We start from the raw sequence: 24,852 nt of genomic DNA on the forward strand, positions 1-24,852 counted from the left end.
TAGTGGATTATTTATTTATATGCTCTAATTGTACACGTTCAGGACGGCTATATATATTGAAATTTCCATCTCTAATAAACCCGACTGCAGTAATATTTAAGTCTTCAGCCAGTGTAACAGCTAATGTGGTCGGGGCAGATTTTGAAAGTATAACACCTACGCCTATTTTAGCGGCTTTAATTAGTATTTCAGAGGAAATGCGACCACTGAAAATTAGCACTTTATTTCGCACAGGAATGTGTCTTTGAATACAATAACCATAAAGTTTATCTAGCGCATTATGACGGCCGATATCTTGACGGTGTTCGAAGAAAGCCTCTCCGTCACTAATAGCTGCATTATGAAGACCACCAGTTTGTTTGAAAACGGCACTTGCACTTTGTAAACGCGTCATCATGTTTAGAATTTGTTTTGGGCTAATAACAATTTTTGACATAGAAGTTTTAGCTACAGCAGCATCATTTTGAAAATAAAATTCTCTACTCTTACCACAACATGATGCAATCATCCGTTTAGTTGAATATTCAAAACGTTCCCCTAATGGTCTTGTTAATTCAACGTGAGCAAAGCCTTTACTATCATCTATTTGCACTGATTTTAAGTCGTCACTTTTTAGAATAGCCCCTTCAGACGCTAGAAAACCAAGCACAAGTTCCTCCATATGATTTGGGCTACAGATTATAGTAGCAAATTCTTCTCCATTAACCATAATTGTTAAAGGGAATTCAGTTACATAGTGATCGGTTTTATTAATAAGTTCACCATTTTCGTATCGTACGATTGGTTGGTTGGTTAAAACGTCTTCATTCATTCGTACACCTCTTTTCGTATTCACTTTATATTTTAGCGCATTTTTAATTATAAAAAAATAATTCGGTTTTACTCATGTAAATTGGCATACATTAATGTAGTGCTTAAATCAAAATTAGGAGTAGTCAAGATTGATTTACGAACTTAATGAAAGTAAACTTGGGGTAAACAAACTAAAGAGGTGAATTTGACATGGTTAGTATACGAGATATTGCACATTTAGCAGAAGTTAGCCCAGGAACTGTATCCAGAGTATTGAATAATGACCCAACTCTTTCGGTATCGAAAAATACTAGAGAACGTATCCATCAAATTGCGAAAGAGAAACAATATCTTAAGTCAGCAAGAAAAAATAAAAGTATTCAAATCATTACTTATGCATCAAGAGCTAAAGAAATGTCAGATCCTTATTACAGAGAAATTCGATTGGCAATTGAAGCGGAAGTTAAACGTTTAAACCTATCGTTAAAGCGAACAATTCGTATAGATGGCAACCAAAATAATAATGAGTTAAATACGATAGAAAAGGCAGGCGCAATAATAGTTATAGGTAATTTTTCTATTGATGCTCTACAAAAACTCCAATCGTATAATCCTAATATGGTAGTTATTAATAATCCCCATGTACCTAAATCTATAGATGCAGTATATTCAGATCTTCATTACTCTATGACTCACTTGCTAGATAAGATAAAGGGGTTAGGTTTAACACGCATAGCATACATAGGTGGGTATCATACAATAAGAGATTTAGATGGCACCCCAACTTCAAATGCAACTGATGTACGATATAAAGCTTATCAAGATTGGTGTGAAAGACATCAATTAGAAACGATAGCATTGCTTAATGGATGGAAAAAAGAACACGGTGAGATGGCGGTTAAAACATTTATAGAGAACAAACAGGAGCTCCCACAAGTTTTTGTTGCGGGAAATGACATGGTTGCAATAGGCGTTTTACAGCAAATTCAAGAGAATAAAATTGAAATACCTGAACGCGTAAAGTTAATCAGTTTTAATGATTTAGAAGTTATTCAATATGCTGTACCTTCTATTAGTAGTGTACATATTCCTGTAGATGAATTTGGTCGAATAGCAGTAAGGATGGCAGAAGAACGTATTAACCAAACAAGAAAGCTTGCTATTCATATAGTAGTAGAAGCGCCATTGAAGTCTCGTAATACTTTTAAAGCCTGAGTGAAGTAAATTACGTTGACAAAACTTTTAGTAAACAAGTAAACTTTGTTTGTGTTTACTAATAAGAAGAAAAGAATTAATCACTTTGCATTTAATGTAGATAAAAAGGAGTGGGAATCTTATGTTACAAGCAATGCGCGAAAAGTTTGAAACGTTATTTGGTGTAGCAGCTGAAGTTAGCGCTTTTGCCCCTGGAAGAATCAATTTAATTGGGGAACATACTGATTATAATGGAGGATATGTTTTTCCAGCGGCAATAGAATTAGGAACTTATGGGTTAGCAACTAAAAGAGATGACCGTAAAATTCAACTTTACTCTAACAATTTTGAAGGAAAAGGTATTATCACTTTCACTTTGGATGATCTAGTATTTAACCAAGATGATGACTGGGCAAACTATCCCAAAGGCGTGGTAAAGTATTTAACTGAAACATTCGATAAAATTGACCACGGATTTAATATTTTAGTAGAAGGCAACATTCCAAATGGAGCCAGTTTGTCGTCGTCTGCTTCAATCGAAATACTTACAGGTTGGTTATTAAAAGATTTATTTGATTTAGAATTAGAACATCTGCAGCTTATTAAAATAGGTCAAGTTGTCGAAAATAAATTTATGGGTGTAAATTCAGGCATTATGGATCAATTTATTATTGGACTGGGGAAAGCAAATCATGCAGTATTACTTGATACTGCGACACTGGATTTTGAATACGTTCCAGCCAAATTTGGAGATTATGTGATTTCTATAATGAATACGAATAAACGTCGTTCATTAACTGAAAGTAAATATAATGAGCGCAGAGCAGAATGTGAATCTGCACTTGCTGACTTAAAAGAAGAATTGAATATAGAAGCTCTATGTGAACTGACATTAGCTGAATTTGACCAAAATATGCATCTTATTAAAGATGACGTATCGCGTCGTAGAGCTAAACATGCTGTATCAGAAAATGAACGTACAAAACTTGCGCGTAAATTACTTGCTGAAAATGATTTTGACCAGTTTGGCAAACTACTTAATATGTCGCATGCTTCATTGAAAAAAGATTATGAAGTTACAGGAATTGAATTGGATACATTAGCTGAAACGGCTCAACAAGTTAATGGTGTATTGGGCGCAAGAATGACAGGTGCCGGGTTTGCAGGTTGTGCGATTGCCTTAGTGCATAAAGATAGTATCGAGCGATTAGAACATGAGGTTTCCCAAATGTATTTAGAAAAAATTGGTTATACACCTTCTTTTTACCACGTAGGTATTAGCGGTGGCGTAACATCTTTATAAGTGATACAAAATAAATGAAGGAAGGTTTTTATATGTCTGTTTTAGTGTTGGGTGGGGCAGGTTATATAGGCAGCCATGCTGTAGATCAATTGATTGAGAAAGGTTACAAAGTTGTAGTTGTAGATAATTTAGGAACAGGACATAGAGAAGCAGTACATCAAGATGCAAGTTTCTATGAAGGTGATATTCGTGACAAAGCATTTTTAGACCGTGTTTTTACAAATGAACAAATTGAAGGTGTTTTTCACTTTTGTGCATACTCGTTAGTTGGAGAATCTGTAGAAAAACCATTAGCCTATTTCAATAATAATGTATATGGCTTACAAGTACTATTAGAGGTAATGTATGAGCACCAAGTAAAACATATTATATTCTCGTCAACGGCAGCTGTATATGGAGAACCCGATACAGTTCCAATAACTGAAGAAGATTCTAAAACACCAACGAGCCCATACGGCGAAAGTAAATTAATGATGGAGAAAATGATGCATTGGAGCCATAATGCTTATGGTGTAAACTATGCTGCACTGCGTTACTTTAATGTTGCTGGTGCCAAACAAGGTGGATGGATAGGTGAAGATCATCGTCCTGAAACGCATTTAATTCCTATTGTATTACAAGTAGCATTAGGACAACGTGATGCTTTAACTATTTTTGGTGACGATTATGATACTGAAGATGGTTCTTGTATACGTGATTATTTACATGTTGTAGATTTAATTGATGCACATATTTTAGCTTATCAGTATTTACAAAATGGGGGGGCATCGGGTGCTTTTAACTTAGGTAGTAGTCAAGGCTATTCTGTTTTTGAAATTTTAGAAGCTGCACGTAAAGTAACGAAAGAACCGATTAAGTCTGAAGTTGGCCCAAGAAGAGCTGGTGATCCAAGTAAATTAATTGCGGCAAGTGACAAGGCACAATCTGTCTTGGGTTGGAAACCACAACATGATAATATTCATGAAATCATTGATTCAGCATGGCAATGGCATCATCAGCATCCTGATGGTTATCAACAAAGTATGGAGGGATAACGCATGTTATTAAACCAACAATTAGTGCAACAATTTATTGCACAAGCAATTTCATTTGGCGATTATGAACAAGAAGATAGCATCTATATTCAAAATCAAATATTGCGTATTTTAAATGCACGAGGGATAACTGAGACGTTAGAATCACCTTTACCTAAAAATGCTACAGCAAATGATATAACACAATATTGGATTAATGAAGCTATAAATGAAAATTGCATTGAAGATGCGTTATACAATAAAGAAATTGTTGAAGCACAACTTTTAGACATAATCACGCCAAGACCGTCTGTTATTAATAGAAAGTTTAGAGAAGCTTATGAACAATCACCGGAAACAGCGACAAAATATTTTTATGAAATCGCTAAACGTAATCATTATGTGAAAGAAGACGCGATAGCTAATAATATTAATTATGAAGTAGCCACTGAATATGGTGACATAGAAATCACCATTAATTTATCTAAACCAGAAAAAGATGCAAAGCAAATTGCAAAAGCTAAAGCTGCGCCGGCTACTGAGTATCCAAAATGTGCTTTATGCATTGAAAATGAAGGTTTTCAGGGGTCTGTTACGCAAGCAGCACGTACTAACCATCGTGTGATACGTTTAAATTTAGATAGTCAACTATGGGGATTTCAATATTCTCCATATGCTTATTTCTTAGAACATAGTATAGTGTTTTCTGAAAAACATGTTCCGATGGAGATTAACAAGCAAACCTTTGTTAATTTAATTGATTTTATAAAACAATTCCCACATTATTTTATAGGATCTAATGCGGATATTCCGCTTGTAGGCGGTTCTATATTATCACATAACCACTATCAAACAGGGCAACATATATTCCCGATGGATAATGCAGCAGAAATTGAAAAATTTATTATAACGGGTTTCCCAATAGTAGAAGCAAGTACTTTAAATTGGCCAATGAGTGTGATTCGATTAAAAAGTGAAAATAGTGATGAGCTAATCCAAGCGGCAACACATGTTATGGTACAGTGGAATCAATATTCTGATAATAGTGTAGACATTAAGGCTTATAGCAAAGATGGAGAGAGACATCATACGATTACACCTATTGCCAGGTATAGAAATGGATTGTATGAATTGGATATTGTACTGAGAGATAATCAGACTTCTGCGGAGTTTCCAGATGGTATTTTTCACCCACACAAAGATGTGCAACACATCAAAAAAGAAAATATTGGATTAATCGAAGTAATGGGAATGGCAATATTGCCTGGCCGTTTAAAGAAAGAATTAAAACAAGTGAAATCATATTTATTAGGTGCAGTGCATGTTGATATAGGTATTCATCAACAATGGGCCGATGGCATGAAACAAAATTATGATATCGATACTAACAATGTAGATGATATTGTTGAAAAAGAAGTAGGTTACAAATTCAAACGCGTATTAGAAGATGCAGGTGTCTTTAAAAATACTGAGATTGGTCGAGCAGCGTTTAAACGCTTTATAGACATTTTATGATTAAAATAAATTATCAATTGTGACATGAATAAGGTAAATAAAGTAGCTTCTATGAAACTTTATCTACTTTTTTATTAATTAGGAGTGTGGTGAGGCTATCAAATGATGAAATTTGATAGCTATCTATCATGCTCCTATTTTCTTACTTTTATTTTATTATATGCAAGCATATAATAAAGTGAAGGAGTGATTTTTTTGAAAATTAGAGCCAAATACATACTTATTACATTTATTGTTCTGACATTCATTTTAACTGGGTGTTCTAATGAAAATAAAGGTAATGAAAATGCTAAGAAGAAAAATGAAGAAAGCCAAAAACAGGTATTGCATGTTGCTGCGGCAGCAAGTCTTACAGATGTAACAAAAGATTTAGAAAAAGCTTTTAAAAAGCAACATAATAATGTAGATGTTACTTTTAATTATGGAGGTTCGGGCGCTTTAAGACAGCAAATAGAAAAAGGAGCTCCTGTTGATGTTTTTATGTCAGCAAATGAAAAAGATGTAGACGCACTTGTAGATAAAAATCAAGCACAAAATACATACGAATATGCCAAAAACAAGTTGATGCTTATCGCTGGTAAAGATAGTGATTATAAATCTGTAAAAGATATTAAAGATGGTGATAAATTAGCTATTGGCGAAACCAAATCAGTGCCAGCTGGTAAATACGCTGAACAATATCTCAAAAGTAATGACTTGTTTGAAGGTGTAAAGTCTAATCTAGTATATGCAAAAGATGTACGCCAAGTATTAAATTATGTTGAAAAAGGTAATGCACAATTGGGATACGTTTATCAGACTGACTTATATCAAAGTCAACAAAATGGTAATAGCAAAGTTAAAGCGATTAATACAGCAAATTTAAATAACCCAATTGTTTATAAATCTGCTACGATTACAGATGATAAATCTGCTAAAGAATGGATAGATTTCTTAAAAACAGATAAAGCGAAAGCTATTTTAAAAGAATATAAATTTGAAGCATAGGAGGTTTTAGTAATGCAAGATATGACGCCATTTTGGATATCGCTTAAAGTAGCTCTAATTAGTACTATTATTGTTACTTTGTTGGGGATTTTAATATCAAAATGGCTATATAAACGCCATGGTATCATTGCTAGAATCTTGGAAAGTGTCATTGTCTTACCAATTGTCTTACCACCAACTGTAATGGGTTTTATTTTATTGATTGTATTTTCACCACAAAGTTATGTAGGTGCATTTTTTAAAGACATACTAAATATGCCAGTAGTTTTCACTTTGACTGGCGCAGTTATTGCATCAGTAATTGTAAGTTTTCCACTGATGTATCAACATACCGTACAAGGTTTTCGTAGCATTGATCATAAAATGTTAAATACAGCTAGAACAATGGGGGCCAGTGAGAATAAAATATTTTTCAAACTAATTTTTCCTCTATCGAAAAGACCAATACTTTCAGGTATTATGATGAGCTTTGCACGTGCGATTGGTGAATTTGGGGCGACGCTCATGGTTGCTGGTTATATTCCAAATAAAACGAACACCTTACCGTTAGAAATTTATTTCTTAGTAGAACAAGGTAAAGAAAATCAAGCTTGGTTATGGGTGATTGTGTTAGTAGCATTTGCAATCACTGTGATTGGAACTATAAATATATTAAATAAAGATCGTTTTCGGGAGGTGGACTAATTGTTGAAAATACATTTAAATCATCTATTAAAAAAGCAACAATTAAAAATCCACATTGAAGACAATGAGCCTAAAATTTATGCTATTAAAGGTCCGTCGGGAATTGGTAAAACGACATTATTAAACATTATAGCTGGTTTAAGAAAACCAAATACTGCTTTTATCCAACTCAATGGTCATGTTATTTGTGATACAAAGGAAGATATAGACGTGAAAATACAAAAACGAAATATTGGCTATTTATTTCAAGATTATCAATTATTTCCTAATATGGATGTTTATCACAATATAACTTTTATTGCAAAACCTTCTCAACATATAGACAAGCTTTTACAGCAATTAAATATAGAGCATTTAAAGGATCAATATCCTTTGCGACTTTCAGGCGGTGAAGCACAGCGTGTGGCATTGGCTAGAGCACTAAGTACAAGGCCGGATTTGATTTTATTAGATGAGCCATTTTCAAGCTTAGATGATGCAACTAAAACAGAAAGCATAGAGCTTGTTAAACGTATATTTGAACAATGGCAAATACCTATTATATTTGTAACACATTCCAATTACGAAGCTACTAACCTAGCGCATGAAGTTATAAATATCAAATGAGATTAACGCTGTGTTGCATTTATACAAAATATTGAAAAATTAAACAGTTAGGGGCTTTAATGTCTCAAACTGTTTTTTTATACAGCCCTTTATCTTTATGTAGTAATCGATGATGTCAAAGAAGCAATTTAGTAGCTCAAGTTCTTTATATATTGTGTGAAGAAAAATGCAGAAATTAAATACTTCATCATGTATGGTAAATGTAATTTAAATAATTTTAAATATTTTTGAATGAGGTGTATACATGAGAATAGAGTTTTTGGGGACTGCTGGTGGCGTACCTTCACTATATAAATCAGTTTCTCAACATATAGATACGATTCAGCGAACGGGACCTGCTATTTACATTCACGACTTACAATTGTTGATTGATACATCAGAAGATATTTTTTATCAATTACGACGCTCTCAAATACATGATATAAAATATGGTATATATTCACATTGGCATCCAGATCATACAATGGGTCTTAGAATTTGGGAAACACTCAATTATGATTTTATTAATAAAATACCGCAATCTAAAAAGTCTAAAATTTATATTACGAAACAACAAGTGGCTGATTTTAAAAAGTATTTTGGCCACTGGGATCATTTGAATTACCTGAGTGAACTCGGTGTTATTGAAAAAGAAATTGTAGAAAACGACTCGCGAATAAAGATAAATAATGTGTCAGTCGAGTGGATTCAATTAGCAGAGGAGTTTGCATTTGGATTTTATATTACATCTAATGCGCAACGTATTTTGATTATTCCGGATGAGATAAAAAAATATACACCTATAGAAAAAGTAAAAGAAGTTGATGTGGCAATTTTACCTTTTGGTAGTAATGAAGTTAATCCTGTAACTCATGAACGTATACATGAAGCGGGGATGCTTGATGAACTAGGAGAAATACGATTTGAGGAAAGCGTAGAACTTGCTTACGAAATTAATGCAAAACATACTTATTTTACACACATAGAAGCAACAGAAAGTTTAAATGAAATGCAAGTAATAAAGTTAGAACAACAACTAAAGCAGTCTGGGCTGAAGGCGACCATCGCTTATGATGGTTTAATAATAAAGACATAAAAAGGCATAAAGTTCCAATTGGAACTTTATGCCTTTTACTCGTTATGGGTATTTGGAATGGGGAAATGTTCGAAAATTTCTCCACTATTAAGTGATTCAGATAATGTAGATAACCAAGCATAATATACTTTAGAATGATCTAATTGTTTTGACATTTCTTTAGCTTCTTCGATGACTTCCTCAGATGCACTTTCTGAATGAATAATGGGGTCCAATAATTTTTCTGCTCTTTGAATTGCTTCTAAATTTAATTTAATCTCTCTGTTCCATTTTTGTGAGAAAAAATTACCAAAGAAAGTAAAGAAATCTTTTTCAGCAACAAAATGCTGTTTTCTACTGCCACGTGTAAATTGTTGTTTAACGCCGTCAAATTCTTGGAGTTTTTTAACTCCTGCACTCATACTTGGTTTACTCATTTGTAATTCGTAGCGCATTTCATCTAGTGTCATGCTTTTTTGTTCGAATACCATTGTTCCATACAAATTGCCGACGCTACGGTTTACACCGTAAAGATCCATAGTCTCACCTATAGAATTAATAACGATGTCTTTAGCTTGAGTTAATAGTTGTTCATAATCCTTTGAACGTGCCATTGATTCACCTCCGAATAATATTCAATTAATTGTACCACGAACATTTAAGCAAGGGGTATGATTAATTAATATATAGCGTATTGAATATGATTTCAATATAGAAATATATTTTAATCACAAATAATTAACATAGGGAAAACGCTACTTTTTATAATATTAATATCAAAACATTGTTACATTGTGACCCAAGATTTATAATAGTAACAATGATGTATAGAAAGGGTAATGCTTGTGACTAAAGATCGCTATTCGAGACAAACGTTATTTAAGCACATTGGTTCTAAAGGCCAAGATAAAATTATAAACGCGCATGTCGTGATTATTGGGATGGGTGCTTTAGGGACGCATCTTGCTGAAAGTTTAGTTCGTGCTGGGTTAGGTGAACTTACAATTGTAGATAGAGATTATATTGAGTTCAGTAATTTACAAAGACAAACTTTATATACGGAAACTGATGCAAATGAAGCATTACCTAAAGTCGTAGCAGCTGAACGACATTTAATGGCAATTCGCCAAGATTTAAATTTAAGTTGTCATATTGCACATGTTGATCGACAGTTTTTGGATGAACAATGTAAAAATGTACAGCTTATATTAGATGCGACAGATAATTTTGAAACACGTCAAATGATTAACGATTTTGCGTTTCAGCAAAGGATACCTTGGATATATGGTGGTGTTGTAGAAAGCACATATATAGAAACCGCGTTTATTCCAGGTTTAACACCGTGCTTTAATTGTTTGATGCCACAATTACCTGTTATTAATAGAACTTGTGATACAGTTGGTGTCATTCAACCAGCTGTAAGTATGACTACAAGTTTACAGATGAGAGATGCGTTAAAAGTATTAACCCAGCAAGATATTAGCACCAAAGTAACATATGGAGACTTATGGGACGGAACACATTTTACGTTTGGTTATAGTAAATTACAGCGACTACATTGTCCAACATGTGGGGAATCACCTACATATCCATATTTAAACGAAACAAAGCGTCAATTTGTCAGTTTATGTGGGAGAGATACGGTACAGTATGAAAACCCTAACATTTCCCAGGAAATGTTAGAAGCATTTTTAACAGAATATGAAATTCCATTTAAACGAAATGACTATCTGCTTCAATTTAAATACAAAGGGTATCGCATAGTAAGTTTCAAAAATGGGAGAATGCTGATACATGGTATGACCAAGCCTGATATGGCTATTACACTAATGAATCAACTTTTTGGATAAAGGAGAATTAATAATGATGCATACAAATGTAAAGTTAGATAAAGATATTAATTGTGCAATATTAACTGTATCTGACACAAGAAACTACGATACAGATAAAGGTGGCCAATTGGCAATATCTCTTCTTTCTGAATTGAACGTTCATATTGCTGATAATCATTACTGTATTGTAAAAGATGATATAACTGCAATACAAACTCAGTTAAAGCAATGGTCAACCGAAGAAATTGACGTTATTATCACTACGGGTGGCACGGGTATTGCACAAAGAGATGTGACAATAGAAGCAGTTTCTTCTCTTATCACAAAAGAAATTGAAGGATTTGGAGAGTTGTTTAGGTATCTTAGTTATACTGAAGATGTTGGGAGCCGTGCATTATTATCGAGGGCGATCGCAGGCACAGTTGGTAAACAGTTAATTTTTAGTGTGCCTGGTTCTACCGGTGCAGTTAAGTTAGCATTGAACAAACTAATCAAACCTGAATTAAATCATTTAGTTCAAGAAATAACTAAATAAAATAGGAGAGAGATAAAAATCAAAAAGTTTCAATTGATTTCGTTATCTCTCTCTCAAAAGTTTGACTCAATAGTCAAAACAATTGTGATACGTAGTGTCATCTATTACCAAACACGATATTGAATTTAAGGTCATATAATACCTAAGTCATATTGTGATATGTAATATAGTTTTGCAAGTGTCTAACAAACATGTATAACCAGATATTAATTCGGTCGTTGGAAATCACCGGATTTACCACCAGTTTTAGATAGTAAATATGTTTCACCAATAATCATACTTTTATCTAAAGCTTTCGTCATGTCATATACAGTTAACGCAACTGCAGATGCTGCGGTAAGTGCTTCCATTTCGACACCAGTTTTTCCAGTTGTTGAAACGCTCGCTTGGATATTTAAAGTAAATGATGTTTCACTTTCTTTCCAGTTAAATGAAATATCAATCCCGGTAAGCGGTAATGGATGGCACATAGGAATAATATCAGCAGTATTTTTAGCAGCCATGATACCCGCGATTTGTGCAGTATTGAGTACATTGCCTTTTTTATTTGTATTATCGACAATTTGCTGATAAATTGCTTGATTAACTGTAATACTTGAATGCGCAATGGCTGTGCGTTTGGTAATGTTTTTTTCTGAGACATCAACCATTTTAGCGTTACCTTGTTCATTGATATGTGTGAATTCAGACAAAGTTATCCCTCCTAATCGTTTCCTAGTATATCACGAAATCCATTTTTTTAAGGAGTAGATTTTAAATGCCAGTTGAAAAAAGAAATCCAATACCAGTAAGAGAAGCAATCGAGCGTGTTGTGAGCCAAGATATATATACAAAACAAATCGAAGTGCCTTTAGAAAACAGCGTTAATTATATATTAGCGGAAGATATTGTAGCTACATATGAAATCCCGAGATTTAATAAATCACCTTATGATGGATTTGCACTGAGAAGTAGAGACACTGAAGGTGCCAGTGGAGACCATAGAATTACTTTTACAGTGGTCGACCATATTGGTGCAGGATCAGTTTCTGAAAAGGAAGTAGGACCTTTTGAAGCGGTACGTATTATGACAGGAGCTGAAATGCCAAAAGGTGCAGATGCAGTAGTAATGTTAGAACAAACAGTAGAAGATGAACAAAGTTTTACTATAAGAAAGTCATTTACTGCTTATGAGAATGTATCTTTAAAAGGTGAAGAAACACAGATTGGTGATACGGTTCTAAATAAAGGACAACAAATCAACCCAGGTGCTATAGCAGTTCTAGCAACGTATGGTTACACACAAGTTAAAGTGTTTGATAAGCCTAGTATCGGCGTTATTGCGACAGGGAGTGAGTTGCTAGAAGTTGGCGATGACTTAGAACCAGGTAAAATCAGAAATTCAAATGGACCAATGATTGTTGCTTTAAGTCAAAAGTTTAATTTAGATGTTGCATCTTACCAAATTCAAGAAGATGATTTAAAAAGTAGTATTCAAGTTGTAAAAGATGCTATGTCTAAACATGATATTGTTATTACAACAGGAGGTGTTTCTGTTGGTGACTTTGATTATTTACCACAAATTTATGACGAGATTAATGCGGAGGTGCTATTTAATAAAATTGCAATGCGACCTGGTAGTGTTACAACAGTAGCTGTAGCTGATGGTAAATATTTATTTGGTCTATCTGGTAATCCATCGGCATGTTTTACTGGTTTTGAACTATATGTTAAACCTGCTGTACTGCATATGATGGGAGCAACAGCTGTTTATCCTCAAATAATACAGGCAACCTTAATGGAAGATCTAACCAAAGCCAATCCATTTACACGTTTCGTACGAGCAACGGCTACTTTTAATGGAAAGTCAATGACAGTCGTGCCTTCGGGATTTAATAAATCAGGGGCAGTCGTTGCTATTGCGCACAGCAATGCGATGATAATGTTACCAGGTGGAACAAGAGGATATCAAAAAGGGTATACAGTAGATGTTATTTTAACGGAGTCACAAGCTTATGAAACGGATTGTTTTATATGATTCTACAAATAGTAGGTTTTAAAAATTCAGGAAAGACCACTTTGATGTCTCATACAATTGAACTTTTGAAAGAACATAACTTAACTGTTGCTACTGTAAAGCATCATGGACAACATCAACAGGATTTCCAAGATGATGATATTACCTTACAAAAAGAACAAGTGGATCATATGAAACATTTTCATGCTGGTGCTGATCAAAGCATTGTACAGGGGCATTTATATCAACAAACAGTGACAAGAATTGAGGAACAAAGTCTTGAGGAAATCATAAATGAATCTGTTACAATAGACAGTGACATCATATTGGTAGAAGGTTTTAAAAATGCAGTTTTTGATAAAGTAGTTGTTTACACTAATGAATATGAGCGCCAAACTTTAGCCAAGCTTTCCAATGTACGGTATTATATGAAAATGAATGATATTAATGCAATGGAATATTATGAGAATTGGTTATTAACTTATTTTAAGATAAAAGGAATGCATTAAATGAAGCAGTTTGAAGTAGTGAATGAACCCATACAAACAGAACAGTATAGAGAGTTTGTTTTAAATGAACATCAGGGTGCGATTGTAGTTTTTACAGGACATGTAAGAGAATGGACAAAAGGAATAAAAACAGAATACCTTGAATATGAAGCTTATATTCCTATGGCAGAGAAGAAACTTGCTCAAATAGGTGATGAAATTGCAAAGAAATGGCCAGGGACTTTAACGGCGATCGTCCATAGGATAGGACCACTAAAGATATCAGATATTGCTGTACTTATAAGTGTTTCATCTCCTCATCGTAAAGACGCCTACCGTGCAAATGAATATGCAATAGAACGCATTAAGGAAATTGTGCCTATTTGGAAAAAAGAGATATGGGAAGATGGTGCGCAATGGCAAGGTCATCAACATGGTAATTATAATGATGCTATTATAGGAGATGATTCTAAATGAAGATATTATACTTTGCAGAAATCAAAGATATATTAGAAAAAACGTCTGAAGAGATTGATTTGAGTTATGATATTACAGTAAATGAATTTTTAACAGATTTATTTGAGCGTTACCCACAAATCAATGATAAACAATTTCAAATCGCAATTAATGAAGAATTCGTTCAACAAGATGATATAGTACATCCAAATGATACAGTGGCATTAATTCCACCAGTTAGCGGAGGGTAAATAAGACATGAAGGCTATTATACTTGCCGGAGGACAATCTGAGAGATTCGGCGAACCAAAAGCTTTTGCACAAATAGATTCCCAATATTTTTATAAGCGAATTATCAGTGTGTTAGAAGCAACAAATATGTTTAATCAAATCATAATTAGTACAAATGAGAATTTAGCTTCACAGTTTGATTATGAAGATATTGTTATTGACGATGATCAAAATAAAGAGAAAGGTCCTTTGGCAGGTATTCGTTCCGTGATGAACTTATATAAAAACGAAGAGCTCTTTTTTGTGATTTCGGTTGATACACCAATGATAACGCAAAAAGCCATTAGTAAATTATATCAATTTATGGTGGAACATTTGATAGAAGATCAATTAGACGTTGCAGGTTTTCATGAACAGGGAAGACCAATACCAACTTTGGCATTTTATAGCCCACATACATTGAATACGATGAACGAAGCTTTAGCTTCGGATGATTTCAGCTTGAAAAATGTATATAGTAAAGTTAAAAGTGACTGGTTAAGTGTAGATACAATACAATCACCAGGCTATTGGTATAAAAATATAAATTATCAACAAGATTTGGACTCTTTACAACAAGATATATTAAATAGATAAGGAGGCCTAACGTTATGGTAGAACAAATAACTGATAAACTGGGACGTCCGATTCGTGATTTAAGATTGTCAGTTACCGATAGATGTAATTTTCGTTGCGATTATTGTATGCCAAAAGAAATTTTTGGTGATGACTTTGTGTTCTTACCTAAAGATGAACTACTTTCATTTGATGAAATGGTACGTATAGCTCATGTCTATACAAAGTTAGGTGTGAAAAAGATAAGAATAACAGGTGGAGAACCGTTATTAAGACGTGATTTGGATAAACTTATTTATAAATTAAATCAAATTGAGGGAATAGAAGATATTGGACTTACTACCAATGGTTTGCTATTAAAAAAACATGGTCAAAAGTTATATGATGCTGGTTTAAGACGTATAAACGTAAGTCTTGATGCTATTGAAGATGAAGTGTTCCAAAACATAAATAATAGAAATATTAAAGCTTCAACAATCCTACAACAGATTGATTATGCTGTTTCTATTGGTTTTCAGGTGAAAGTCAACGTTGTTGTACAAAAGGGTGTCAACGATAATCAAATTCTTCCAATGATTCAATATTTTAAAGAGAAGGAAATTGAAATTAGGTTTATCGAATTTATGGATGTCGGTAATGATAATGGTTGGGATTTTAGTAAAGTTGTTACGAAAGATGAAATGTTAGAAATGATTGAAAAAGATTTTGATATTGAAGCGGTCAAACCAAAATACTACGGGGAAGTGGCCAAATATTATAAACATAAAGGTACTGGAGCACAATTTGGATTGATTACTAGCGTTTCTCAATCTTTTTGTTCTACATGTACTCGCGCTAGACTATCATCAGATGGCAAGTTTTATGGTTGTTTATTTAGTACAGTAGATGGCTTCGATGTTAAATCATTTATGAGAGATGGTGCAACTAATGCTGAGTTATTAGAACAATTTAAGCTTCTTTGGAATATAAGAGACGATCGTTATTCAGATGAACGTACAGCCCAAACAGTTGAAAATAGAAAACGTAAAAAAATAAATATGAATTATATTGGCGGTTAATTCGATTCATATAACCACAGCCCTATTAAAGTAGTCATTTAACACTTTGAACACTTTAATAGGGATTTTTTATTTTGAAAAATAAAAAAATAAAATAATTTATCATAGTAAATACTATTATATATGTATCATATCATAAAGAGATTAAAGTATTATAAAATAATAATGTTAAACAAAGAGGTTAATCGATGTTGAAACATTTTAGAGAATACAAATTTTTGAAGATATTCATTTTAAGTGATATAAATAATGTTCAATAGAAAAAAATATTTATCTTTTCGATTAAAAATAATAGATTAAAAGAAGAAAGTGTTATATAATACTTTTGAAGCTTATTCATTAAGTAAAGCCAAATAAAAAGAATTAAAACAACTAGAGTAGTCAATAAGGAGGCCATTTTTATGGATAGTAAAGTATCATATTTTATAACATCTGAAAGAGATTTGTGTCAGTTAAAGCATTGGTTGAAATCAAAGCATAAAATGTCGATTGAAGAATTTGTTGTATTGTTTAAAGTATACGAAGCTACAAGAATAAGTGGTAAAGAATTACGTGACGTCCTTCATTTCGAAATGCTTTGGGATACTAGCAAAATTGATGTAATTATAAGAAAGATTTATAAAAAAGAATTGATTTCGAAAGTGCGTTCTGAAACAGACGAAAGACAAGTTTTCTATTATTATAATAATGAGCAGATACAGTTGTTAGATGACATTATTAAAGAGGTTGAACAAATTAATGTTGCGCAACCATCAAAATGATACATAAGTAATATAATTACAAAAACAAAGATAAGGCTGGGACAAGTTAATTGTCCCAGCCTTATCATAATATTGAGTTAGTGTTAGTTATAAAGTTTTTAGTTAGAAACGATTTTTTTTACTTTTCTACCATGTAAAAAATAATAAATAATTGCAGTTATTAGTACAATAATTGCCATAATGCCGTACAGCTGCGCATAACTAACAGTAGAAGTGATAAAACCTAAAACATAAGGTCCAAAACCAAGCCCTAAATCAAGCCCTATAAAATAAGTTGAAGTAGCTATACCATATTTTGCAGGAGGAGATACTTTTATAGCAATTGCTTGCATGCAGGAAGAAATATTACCATAACCGGCACCTAAGAATAGACCTGCTAGAATAAGTAACCAACCATTATTTGTAATACTCAAGGTTAAAAAAGTAATAATTAAGAAAAAGAATGCAGGGTATGCAATAACATTTTCATTTTTTTGGTCCATTAAGCGACCTGCTATTGGACGAGTAACTAATGAGGCAATAGCATAAAATATAAAGAAGTAACTAGATATGGTTACGAGATTAATTTCTTGAGCGAAGAACTGTAAAAACGTAAGAATAGATGAATAAGTCAGACCTGATATTAACATGATGATAGCGACAGGTACTGCTTCTTTTGCTATATAATTGTTTATATTAAATTTCTTATTTTTAACATGTTCAGAAGTGGTTTGTGTTTTTGTTTCTAATTTGAAATCTAAGTTTACAAAGAATGAAATAATAAAACTAACAATGCCACAAACTAAACAAATTAAAAATAATAATTTAATTGGAAAAGTATTGATAAGTAAGAGACCAAAGAATGGACCTATTGCAGCACCAATAACAAGACTTAGCGAGAATAAGCTAATACCTTCACTTTTTCTATCATTTGGTGTTACGTATGCTGCAATTGTACCAGTTGCAGTAGTAGTAATACCTGTAGCAATCCCATTAATTAATCTAGTGAACATTAATAGTGCCAATGAGCCTTCTATAAAATAAAAGAGCTGTGTGATGATTAAGAATATTAAACCTACTAATAAAATGGTCTTTGGACCTATTTTATTAACATACTTACCTGTAGCAAATCGTCCAATTAGGGACCCTATTATAAAAAGGCCTGAAACGAGTCCGGCTATACTATCGGAGACATGGTATTCTGATTTAGTATAACTCGCTATAATAACTATGAGTAAATACATGCTAAGATATATTGCAAAGTTCGTTATAAAATTGATATTAAAGCTTTTAGTCCATATAGGTGATCTCACGGATGATGATTGATTCATTTTTACATTTCCTCCATTTTAGTTATTTCTTCATGAATTTTTTGAATGACTTGAACTGTATGATTCAGGTCAGCTTCGGATAAATTAGTTTTTTGAAGTATTTCTTCTTGTACGATAGAAACGCGTTCATTTATATTGTCATAAAGAGTTTGACCTTCTTCAGAAAAAGATAATAATTTTTCTCTTTTATCTTCTCCAGTTTCAATTTTTAACAATGATTTTTCAGAGAGTACTTTTAAGATTTTTCGAGTTGTAGGCTTTTCGATTGCACGGCGTTTAGAAATTTGAACTAATGTTGTTGGTGCATTATGTGCAATATCTTTCATCACTAACCATTGTGCAGGATATAAGTCATAGTCTTCAAATATAGGTGAAAATAACTTTGTATAAGGTCGATAAACTGCAATTAAATTATTGAATATGCTTGGTGTATTCATAATGGCCTCCTAAATTAGTTAGCAAAGCTAACTTTTAATAACAGATAATATTTTAAGCCTTTTTATGAAATAAATCAATAGCATCGTTTTGAAATAATAATTAAAACTTACGGTAAAGAGTTAATTAACAACTTCCTTAGCCACTTATAAGAAGTAAAGTAGTACGCAATTTGTTATGATAAGGTTAAAGATGAAAATAGGGGAGAAAAGTTATGCAAAATTTAAAATTAGATCATTTAGTACACTATATTCAACATTTAGACAACTTTAAATACCCAGGACATTTGCTAACTTTACAACAAGGTGGACAACACGAGAGATTAGGTACATACAATAGGTTGTCTTATTTAAGCAATGCATATATTGAATTGATAGATGTTTATAAGCCAGACGTCTTGCAAAAAATTATTAAAACTGATGAAGGTAGAGTGTCATTTCCTTCTAAAATAGTTCAAGATAATTATGCACAAGGTTTAAAAACATTGGCATTTCGTACGCAAGATATCGACCAACTAAAAGTAGATTTAGAGGAAAAAGATATAGACGTTATTGGACCTGTAAACATGCAAAGAGAGAATATGAAAGGCGATAAAACATCATGGAAATTATTATATATTGCAGACCCAGACTATAGAGTGAAACCCCCATTTTTTATCCAGTGGAATGAACAAGAAGATACGCGAAATGAAAAGTTAGAGTCACTGCGTCAAAATGAATTCATAATTCAATCAGTAGAACTGTCTAGTACTGAGCGCAAACATACAGTGAATAAGTGGCAACGTTGGTTTGATATGGAAATAATAAACGAAACAGAAAGTGTCACAACATTAAAATTAAAAGGCGATGAGACATTATTTAACATTAGTGATGGCACTGACTCAGGTTATAAATCAGTCACTATAAAAGATAATAAAACAACGTCTCCTTACACATTAATTATACGCGGCTTAAGTTACAAATTTATAGCAGACTAATAAATATACAAGTATGCGCTGTGTGCGATTATGAATATGTGTATCAAAGATGTGATAAGTGTTAAAATAGCTAAGTAAGTAGAAATTTTTTGAGTACGCAATAGTAGTAAATAAACAGTTATTATAAATGTAAATGCTGCTAAAATAATTCTTAAACTTAAGTATGAAATTGTAAGTGGTTCATTGATAGCTTGAAAAATGAAAATTAAATTAATTAATAATAGTAAGCCAATAATAAAAATTCGCATAAAAAAACCTCATTTCTATATTTATTATAGTATAGCAAATGATAGTTTGTATGTGAAAATTAGAATAAAACAATATATAATATCATAGAATTGAATTGATAAAGGAGACATCAGTTTTTATGGAAAAGATGAATATCACTAATCAAGCGCATGATGCATTTGTTAAAGCTCATCCGCAAGGTGACTTATTACAATTAACTAAATGGGCTGAAACCAAAACATTAACTGGCTGGTATTCAAGACGTATCGCAGTTGGAGAAGATGGAGAAATTGTTGGAGTAGGTCAGCTATTATTTAAAAAAGTGCCTAAGTTACCTTATACACTTTGCTATATTTCACGTGGGTTTGTTACTGACTACAGCAATAAATTAGCTTTAGAGACGTTATTGGAAGCAGCAATGCAAATCGCTAAAGAAGAGAAAGCATATGCGATTAAGATTGATCCAGATGTAGAGGTAGATAAAGGTGCAGAAGCTTTAACCAATTTACGTGCATTAGGCTTTAAACATAAAGGGTTTAAAGAAGGACTATCTAAAGACTATATACAACCAAGAATGACAATGATAACGCCTATCGATAAAACAGATGAAGAATTGATTCAAAGTTTTGAACGTCGTAATCGTTCGAAAGTAAGATTAGCATTAAAACGTGGCACTACAGTTGAACGTTCAAATAGAGAAGGTTTAAAGACATTTGCTAAATTAATGCAAATTACAGGCGAACGTGATGGATTTTTAACAAGAGATATCAGCTATTTCCAGAATATATATGATGCCTTGCATCCTGACGGAGATGCAGAACTATTCCTAGTTAAGTTAGAACCAAAACCAGTCCTACAAGAATTAAGAAAAGAGTTACAAGAAATTGAAGCTGAAAAAGTAAAATTAGCCGATAAGAAACAAGATAAAAAGACAATTAACAAACTTAACGATGCAGATAATAAAATAAGTAAAACACAAGAACTCATTGAGGAAATGATTGAATTAGAAGCCAAACATCCTGAAGGTATATATTTATCAGGCGCATTGTTAATGTTTGCAGGTAATAAATCGTACTATTTATATGGTGCTTCTTCAAATGAATATCGTAATTTCTTACCAAACCATCATATGCAATTTGCAATGATGCAGTATGCTAGAGAGCATGGCGCAACGACTTATGATTTTGGTGGTACAGATAATGATCCAGATAAATCTTCTGATCATTACGGCCTATGGACATTCAAAAAAGTTTGGGGCACTTATTTGAGTGAAAAAATTGGTGAATTTGATTATGTGTTAAATCAACCACTATATCAAGTTATCGAAAACTTTAAACCTAAACTTACAAAAGCAAAAATTAAATTATCACGTAAATTAAAAAATAAATAAGCAGTTTAAATTCAAATGCATGCACGTTATAAAGTTTTAGAATTAATTTAATAAACTATATAACGTGCGCTATTTATGTATACATATTTTACCGGTATTTATATTAATTAATGTTATTGCAGTAAAAAGGGAAATGTTTGTTATTAAAATGGAATGTGTGATTTTTAAGAAACGGGAGAGGGGAAACAATATGATAAAGAAACTGTTACAGTTTTCACTAGGGAACAAATTTGCCATATTTCTAATGGTACTATTAGTTATTTTAGGTGGATTATATGCTAGTGCAAAAATGAAACTAGAATTATTACCAGATGTAGAATCTCCAATGATTACAGTACAAACGTCTATGCCAGGTGCCACACCAGAAACAGTTAAAGAGGATGTTAGTGATAAAATTGATGATCAAGTTAGATCGATGGCCAGTGTTAAAAATGTCACAGCGCAATCTATACAAAATGCTTCCATGGTTACAGTAGAATATGAAGAAAGTGTAGACTTAGATAAAGCAGAAAATGATTTGAAAAAAGAAATTGATAAAATAAAATTTACGGAGGGCGTTGAAGAACCTGAACTTTCAAGAAGTTCTATGGACGCCTTTCCGATTGTAGCGTATTCATTTACGACTAAAGACAATAACTTAAAAGATACAACTAACAAAATTAATCATCAATTAATACCGAAGCTACAAACAATAGATGGTGTACAAAATGCTCAATTAAATGGGCAAACATCTCGTGAAGTGTCTATTAAATTTGACCAAGAGAAACTCGAGAGCAGCGGTTTAACAAAAGATAGTGTTGAACAGTATTTGAAAAGTGCGACAAGTGAAACGCCATTGGGATTGTTCCAATTTAATAACACAGAAAAATCCGTGGTTATTGATGGTGAGTTTACATCTGTAGATGCACTCAAAAACATAGATATACCACTATCTGCTGGTGCAAGCTCAGGTACTCAGTCTCAAACTGAAAGTAATTCGAGTGATGCAACGATGCAAGAATCCAATGGTCAAACTGAATCACAAAGTTCACTTGAGGCTCAGTCGCAACCTGACAATTCGACAGCAAGTAGTCAAACTGACGGAGCCGAGATACCTTCAGTTAAATTAAAAAATATTGCTGATGTAACAGCTGGGGATGAACGAGAGTCCATATCTAAAACAAATGGTAAAGATGCTGTAAATGTTCAGATAACAAAAGCGCAAGATGCAAATACAGTTCAAGTGGCAAAAGATACGAAGAAAGAAATAGATAAACTTATTAAAGAAAATCCAGATATGGTAGCTACAAAAGTAATGGATACAGCAAAACCTATTGAAGATGCACTGTATACTATGATTGAAAAAGCAATATTAGGTACGATTGTTGCAATTATCGTTATTCTATTATTTTTAAGAAATATTAGAACAACTACAATAGCTATTGTTTCAATACCGATGTCTATTTTAATAGCGATGATTGCTTTGAAATTATCGGATGTATCACTAAATATTTTAACATTAGGTGCATTGACGGTTGCAATCGGTCGTGTCATTGATGATTCAATTGTAGTAGTAGAAAATATTTATCGGAGATTATCAGACAGAAATGAATCATTAACAGGAGATCGATTAATTGTAAGTGCAACGAGTGAAGTATTTAAACCAATCATGTCATCTACAATCGTAACGATTATCGTATTCTTACCCTTAGCGTTTGTTACCGGCTCTGTTGGTGAAATGTTTAGACCGTTCGCATTAGCGATAGCCTTTAGTCTATTAGCATCATTACTTGTTTCTATTACAATTGTACCTGCTTTAAGTGCTACATTTTTTAAAAAGGGTATTAACCATTATAAAGAGGAATCTTTAGGATTTATTGGTAGAAAATACAAAGTAATTTTAAAATGGTCTTTAAATCACAAATGGATTGTCATCCTAGTTAGTACAATCATCTTAATTGCAAGTATAGGATTAGGTGCAGCTAAATTAGGAACTAGCTTTATTTCCACTGGTGAAGATAAATTCATGGCATTAACCTATACACCAAAGCCAGGAGAAACAGAAAAAGGCGTATTAAATCACGCGGAACAAGTTCAAAAATATTTAAATAAAAAAGATAAAGTAAAAACCGTACAATACTCAGTTGGTGGTGCATCGCCAACTGATCCAACTGGAAGCTCAAACAGTATGGCTATTATGGTGGAATACGATTCAAATACACCAAATTTTGATGAAGAGCCCGATAAAGTATTACAACACTTAGAAAAATACAATCATCCAGGCGAATGGGCAAATCAAGACATGGGTACAGGTGGTAGTAATAATAAGTTAGAAGTTTCGGTTACAGGTCCAACACTTGAAGCCATTAAAGACACAGTTAATAAAGTAGAAGATGAGATGAAGGACGTTAGGGGTATGGCTAATGTCAAATCTGACTTAACACAGACATATGATCAATATAATATTAAAGTTGAACAAAATAAAGCAGCAAAATATGGTTTATCAGCTGCTCAATTAGCTATGACCCTGAACCAAAATACGCCAGAGCAAAGTGTGACTATCATCAAGGAAAAAGGGAAATCTATTGATGTGAAAATTAAGGAAGATAAAGAAACAGATTGGTCGAAAGAAAAGTTAGAAAGTACGAAATTACAAACACCGATGGGGCAAGCTATAGAGTTAAGTGATATTGCTACATTAGAACAAACTAAAACACCGAATAAGATAGAAACAAAAGCAGGTGATTATACTGCTACCGTTTCAGCTAAAGTGACAAATGACGATGTAGGTGGCACCTCTCAAAAGGTATTATCTAAAGTGAACAATCTTGATACACCTACGAATGTTAAAATTAACGTAGGAGGCGCGAATGAAGATATTGGTAATGCCATTACTCAATTAGCATTCGCAATGTTAGCGGCTATTATCATTGTGTATTTAGTGCTTGTATTAACATTTAAAGGGGCACTTGCACCATTCACTATATTATTCTCTTTACCATATACAGTGATTGGCGTAGTTCTAGCATTAGTCATTACAGGAGAAACGATTTCTGTACCAAGCATGATAGGCATGTTGATGTTGATAGGTATTGTAGTTACTAATGCGATCGTGTTAATAGATAGAGTGATTAATAAGCAAAAGCAAGGCCTAGAGATGAAAGAGGCGCTATTAGAGGCTGGTGGAACACGTATCAGACCAATATTAATGACGGCGTTAGCCACAATAGGTGCACTCGCGCCAATGCTATTTGGTGAAGATAGTTCAATTATTATTTCTAAAGGCATGGCAGCAACTGTTGTCGGAGGATTGATATCTTCTACAATATTAACATTGATTGTCGTTCCAGTTATTTACGAAATATTGTTTACATTAAAAGATAAAGTAACACGCAAAAAGAAATAGTTTGAATA

General features: G+C 32.9%; 25 protein-coding genes. 20 read left to right on the plus strand and 5 right to left on the minus strand.

What is annotated here, in order from left to right:
* Positions 1-7: 7 nt before the first annotated feature.
* On the minus strand, positions 8-811 hold the full coding sequence (gene fdhD, locus ACW5YJ_RS04995) for a formate dehydrogenase accessory sulfurtransferase FdhD (RefSeq protein ID WP_017722888.1): 804 nt from the start codon (positions 809-811) through the stop codon (positions 8-10).
* A gap of 191 nt (positions 812-1,002) precedes the next feature.
* Between fdhD and ACW5YJ_RS05000 the strand changes: the two genes are divergently transcribed.
* The 8 genes from ACW5YJ_RS05000 to ACW5YJ_RS05035 all read left to right on the plus strand — a co-directional run bounded on the left by ACW5YJ_RS05000 (position 1,003) and on the right by ACW5YJ_RS05035 (position 9,169).
* A complete protein-coding gene (locus ACW5YJ_RS05000; RefSeq protein ID WP_017722889.1) occupies positions 1,003-2,007 on the plus strand; it encodes a LacI family DNA-binding transcriptional regulator in 1,005 nt (334 codons plus the stop codon).
* A 121-nt stretch (positions 2,008-2,128) separates the two neighbouring features.
* Positions 2,129-3,289 (plus strand): galactokinase, encoded by a 1,161-nt coding sequence (locus tag ACW5YJ_RS05005; protein ID WP_119604057.1) that lies wholly within the window; start codon positions 2,129-2,131, stop codon positions 3,287-3,289.
* A 32-nt stretch (positions 3,290-3,321) separates the two neighbouring features.
* The gene (galE, locus tag ACW5YJ_RS05010) at positions 3,322-4,323 is read left to right on the plus strand and encodes a UDP-glucose 4-epimerase GalE (protein ID WP_017722891.1); all 1,002 of its coding nucleotides are present in this window, start codon (positions 3,322-3,324) and stop codon (positions 4,321-4,323) included.
* Positions 4,324-4,326: 3 nt separating this feature from the next.
* A complete protein-coding gene (galT, locus tag ACW5YJ_RS05015; RefSeq protein ID WP_457338552.1) occupies positions 4,327-5,817 on the plus strand; it encodes a UDP-glucose--hexose-1-phosphate uridylyltransferase in 1,491 nt (496 codons plus the stop codon).
* A 201-nt stretch (positions 5,818-6,018) separates the two neighbouring features.
* Positions 6,019-6,804, plus strand: coding sequence for a molybdate ABC transporter substrate-binding protein (gene modA, locus ACW5YJ_RS05020; RefSeq protein ID WP_026113503.1), 786 nt, complete (start codon positions 6,019-6,021; stop codon positions 6,802-6,804).
* Between the two features lie 12 nt (positions 6,805-6,816).
* Positions 6,817-7,488 carry a molybdate ABC transporter permease subunit gene (modB, locus tag ACW5YJ_RS05025; RefSeq protein WP_017722894.1) on the plus strand — a complete coding sequence of 224 codons (672 nt, stop codon included), beginning with the start codon at positions 6,817-6,819 and terminating at the stop codon, positions 7,486-7,488.
* A complete protein-coding gene (locus ACW5YJ_RS05030; RefSeq protein ID WP_457338553.1) occupies positions 7,489-8,094 on the plus strand; it encodes an ATP-binding cassette domain-containing protein in 606 nt (201 codons plus the stop codon).
* A 244-nt stretch (positions 8,095-8,338) separates the two neighbouring features.
* Positions 8,339-9,169: an MBL fold metallo-hydrolase gene (locus tag ACW5YJ_RS05035; protein WP_457338554.1), complete on the plus strand. Its 831-nt coding sequence runs from the start codon at positions 8,339-8,341 to the stop codon at positions 9,167-9,169.
* Positions 9,170-9,204: 35 nt separating this feature from the next.
* On the opposite strand, the gene cudC is transcribed toward ACW5YJ_RS05035, so the two are convergent.
* A complete protein-coding gene (cudC, locus tag ACW5YJ_RS05040) occupies positions 9,205-9,762 on the minus strand; it encodes a choline uptake/conversion transcriptional regulator CudC (protein ID WP_017722897.1) in 558 nt (185 codons plus the stop codon).
* A gap of 231 nt (positions 9,763-9,993) precedes the next feature.
* On the opposite strand from cudC, the gene ACW5YJ_RS05045 reads away from it, so the two are divergent.
* On the plus strand, positions 9,994-10,998 hold the full coding sequence (locus ACW5YJ_RS05045; protein WP_017722898.1) for a ThiF family adenylyltransferase: 1,005 nt from the start codon (positions 9,994-9,996) through the stop codon (positions 10,996-10,998).
* Positions 10,999-11,014: 16 nt separating this feature from the next.
* Positions 11,015-11,515, plus strand: a complete 501-nt coding sequence (locus ACW5YJ_RS05050) for a MogA/MoaB family molybdenum cofactor biosynthesis protein (RefSeq protein ID WP_026113504.1) — start codon at positions 11,015-11,017, stop codon at positions 11,513-11,515.
* 206 nt (positions 11,516-11,721) lie between these two features.
* Here ACW5YJ_RS05050 and moaC read toward each other — a convergent pair whose 3' ends face one another.
* Positions 11,722-12,207 carry a cyclic pyranopterin monophosphate synthase MoaC gene (gene moaC / locus ACW5YJ_RS05055; protein ID WP_017722900.1) on the minus strand — a complete coding sequence of 162 codons (486 nt, stop codon included), beginning with the start codon at positions 12,205-12,207 and terminating at the stop codon, positions 11,722-11,724.
* A 65-nt stretch (positions 12,208-12,272) separates the two neighbouring features.
* On the opposite strand from moaC, the gene ACW5YJ_RS05060 reads away from it, so the two are divergent.
* The 7 genes from ACW5YJ_RS05060 to ACW5YJ_RS05090 all read left to right on the plus strand — a co-directional run bounded on the left by ACW5YJ_RS05060 (position 12,273) and on the right by ACW5YJ_RS05090 (position 17,120).
* Entirely contained in the window at positions 12,273-13,532 is a 1,260-nt protein-coding gene (locus ACW5YJ_RS05060; RefSeq protein WP_017722901.1) for a molybdopterin molybdotransferase MoeA, read from the plus strand.
* Complete coding sequence (gene mobB / locus ACW5YJ_RS05065) at positions 13,529-14,020, plus strand: molybdopterin-guanine dinucleotide biosynthesis protein B (protein ID WP_457338555.1); 492 nt, start codon at positions 13,529-13,531, stop codon at positions 14,018-14,020. Before ACW5YJ_RS05060 ends, mobB begins: the two co-directional genes overlap by 4 nt.
* Positions 14,021-14,476: a molybdenum cofactor biosynthesis protein MoaE gene (locus tag ACW5YJ_RS05070; protein ID WP_119613132.1), complete on the plus strand. Its 456-nt coding sequence runs from the start codon at positions 14,021-14,023 to the stop codon at positions 14,474-14,476.
* A complete protein-coding gene (moaD, locus tag ACW5YJ_RS05075; protein ID WP_017722904.1) occupies positions 14,473-14,706 on the plus strand; it encodes a molybdopterin converting factor subunit 1 in 234 nt (77 codons plus the stop codon). Before ACW5YJ_RS05070 ends, moaD begins: the two co-directional genes overlap by 4 nt.
* Positions 14,707-14,713: 7 nt before the next feature.
* Positions 14,714-15,322, plus strand: coding sequence for a molybdenum cofactor guanylyltransferase MobA (gene mobA, locus ACW5YJ_RS05080; protein WP_017722905.1), 609 nt, complete (start codon positions 14,714-14,716; stop codon positions 15,320-15,322).
* Between the two features lie 14 nt (positions 15,323-15,336).
* Positions 15,337-16,359 carry a GTP 3',8-cyclase MoaA gene (gene moaA / locus ACW5YJ_RS05085; RefSeq protein WP_017722906.1) on the plus strand — a complete coding sequence of 341 codons (1,023 nt, stop codon included), beginning with the start codon at positions 15,337-15,339 and terminating at the stop codon, positions 16,357-16,359.
* 401 nt (positions 16,360-16,760) lie between these two features.
* A complete protein-coding gene (locus ACW5YJ_RS05090; RefSeq protein WP_017722907.1) occupies positions 16,761-17,120 on the plus strand; it encodes a SarA family transcriptional regulator in 360 nt (119 codons plus the stop codon).
* Between the two features lie 98 nt (positions 17,121-17,218).
* Here ACW5YJ_RS05090 and ACW5YJ_RS05095 read toward each other — a convergent pair whose 3' ends face one another.
* Positions 17,219-18,430: an MFS transporter gene (locus tag ACW5YJ_RS05095; RefSeq protein ID WP_107552255.1), complete on the minus strand. Its 1,212-nt coding sequence runs from the start codon at positions 18,428-18,430 to the stop codon at positions 17,219-17,221.
* 2 nt (positions 18,431-18,432) lie between these two features.
* A complete protein-coding gene (locus ACW5YJ_RS05100) occupies positions 18,433-18,867 on the minus strand; it encodes a MarR family winged helix-turn-helix transcriptional regulator (protein ID WP_017722909.1) in 435 nt (144 codons plus the stop codon).
* A gap of 212 nt (positions 18,868-19,079) precedes the next feature.
* Between ACW5YJ_RS05100 and ACW5YJ_RS05105 the strand changes: the two genes are divergently transcribed.
* From ACW5YJ_RS05105 to ACW5YJ_RS05115, 3 genes are all read left to right on the plus strand, one after another.
* Entirely contained in the window at positions 19,080-19,841 is a 762-nt protein-coding gene (locus ACW5YJ_RS05105) for a VOC family protein (RefSeq protein WP_017722910.1), read from the plus strand.
* Between the two features lie 367 nt (positions 19,842-20,208).
* Positions 20,209-21,459, plus strand: a complete 1,251-nt coding sequence (locus ACW5YJ_RS05110; protein WP_017722912.1) for a lipid II:glycine glycyltransferase FemX — start codon at positions 20,209-20,211, stop codon at positions 21,457-21,459.
* 190 nt (positions 21,460-21,649) lie between these two features.
* A complete protein-coding gene (locus tag ACW5YJ_RS05115; RefSeq protein WP_457338556.1) occupies positions 21,650-24,844 on the plus strand; it encodes an efflux RND transporter permease subunit in 3,195 nt (1,064 codons plus the stop codon).
* Positions 24,845-24,852: the final 8 nt, after the last annotated feature.

This window comes from Staphylococcus sp. mip270_02, assembly GCF_054031535.1.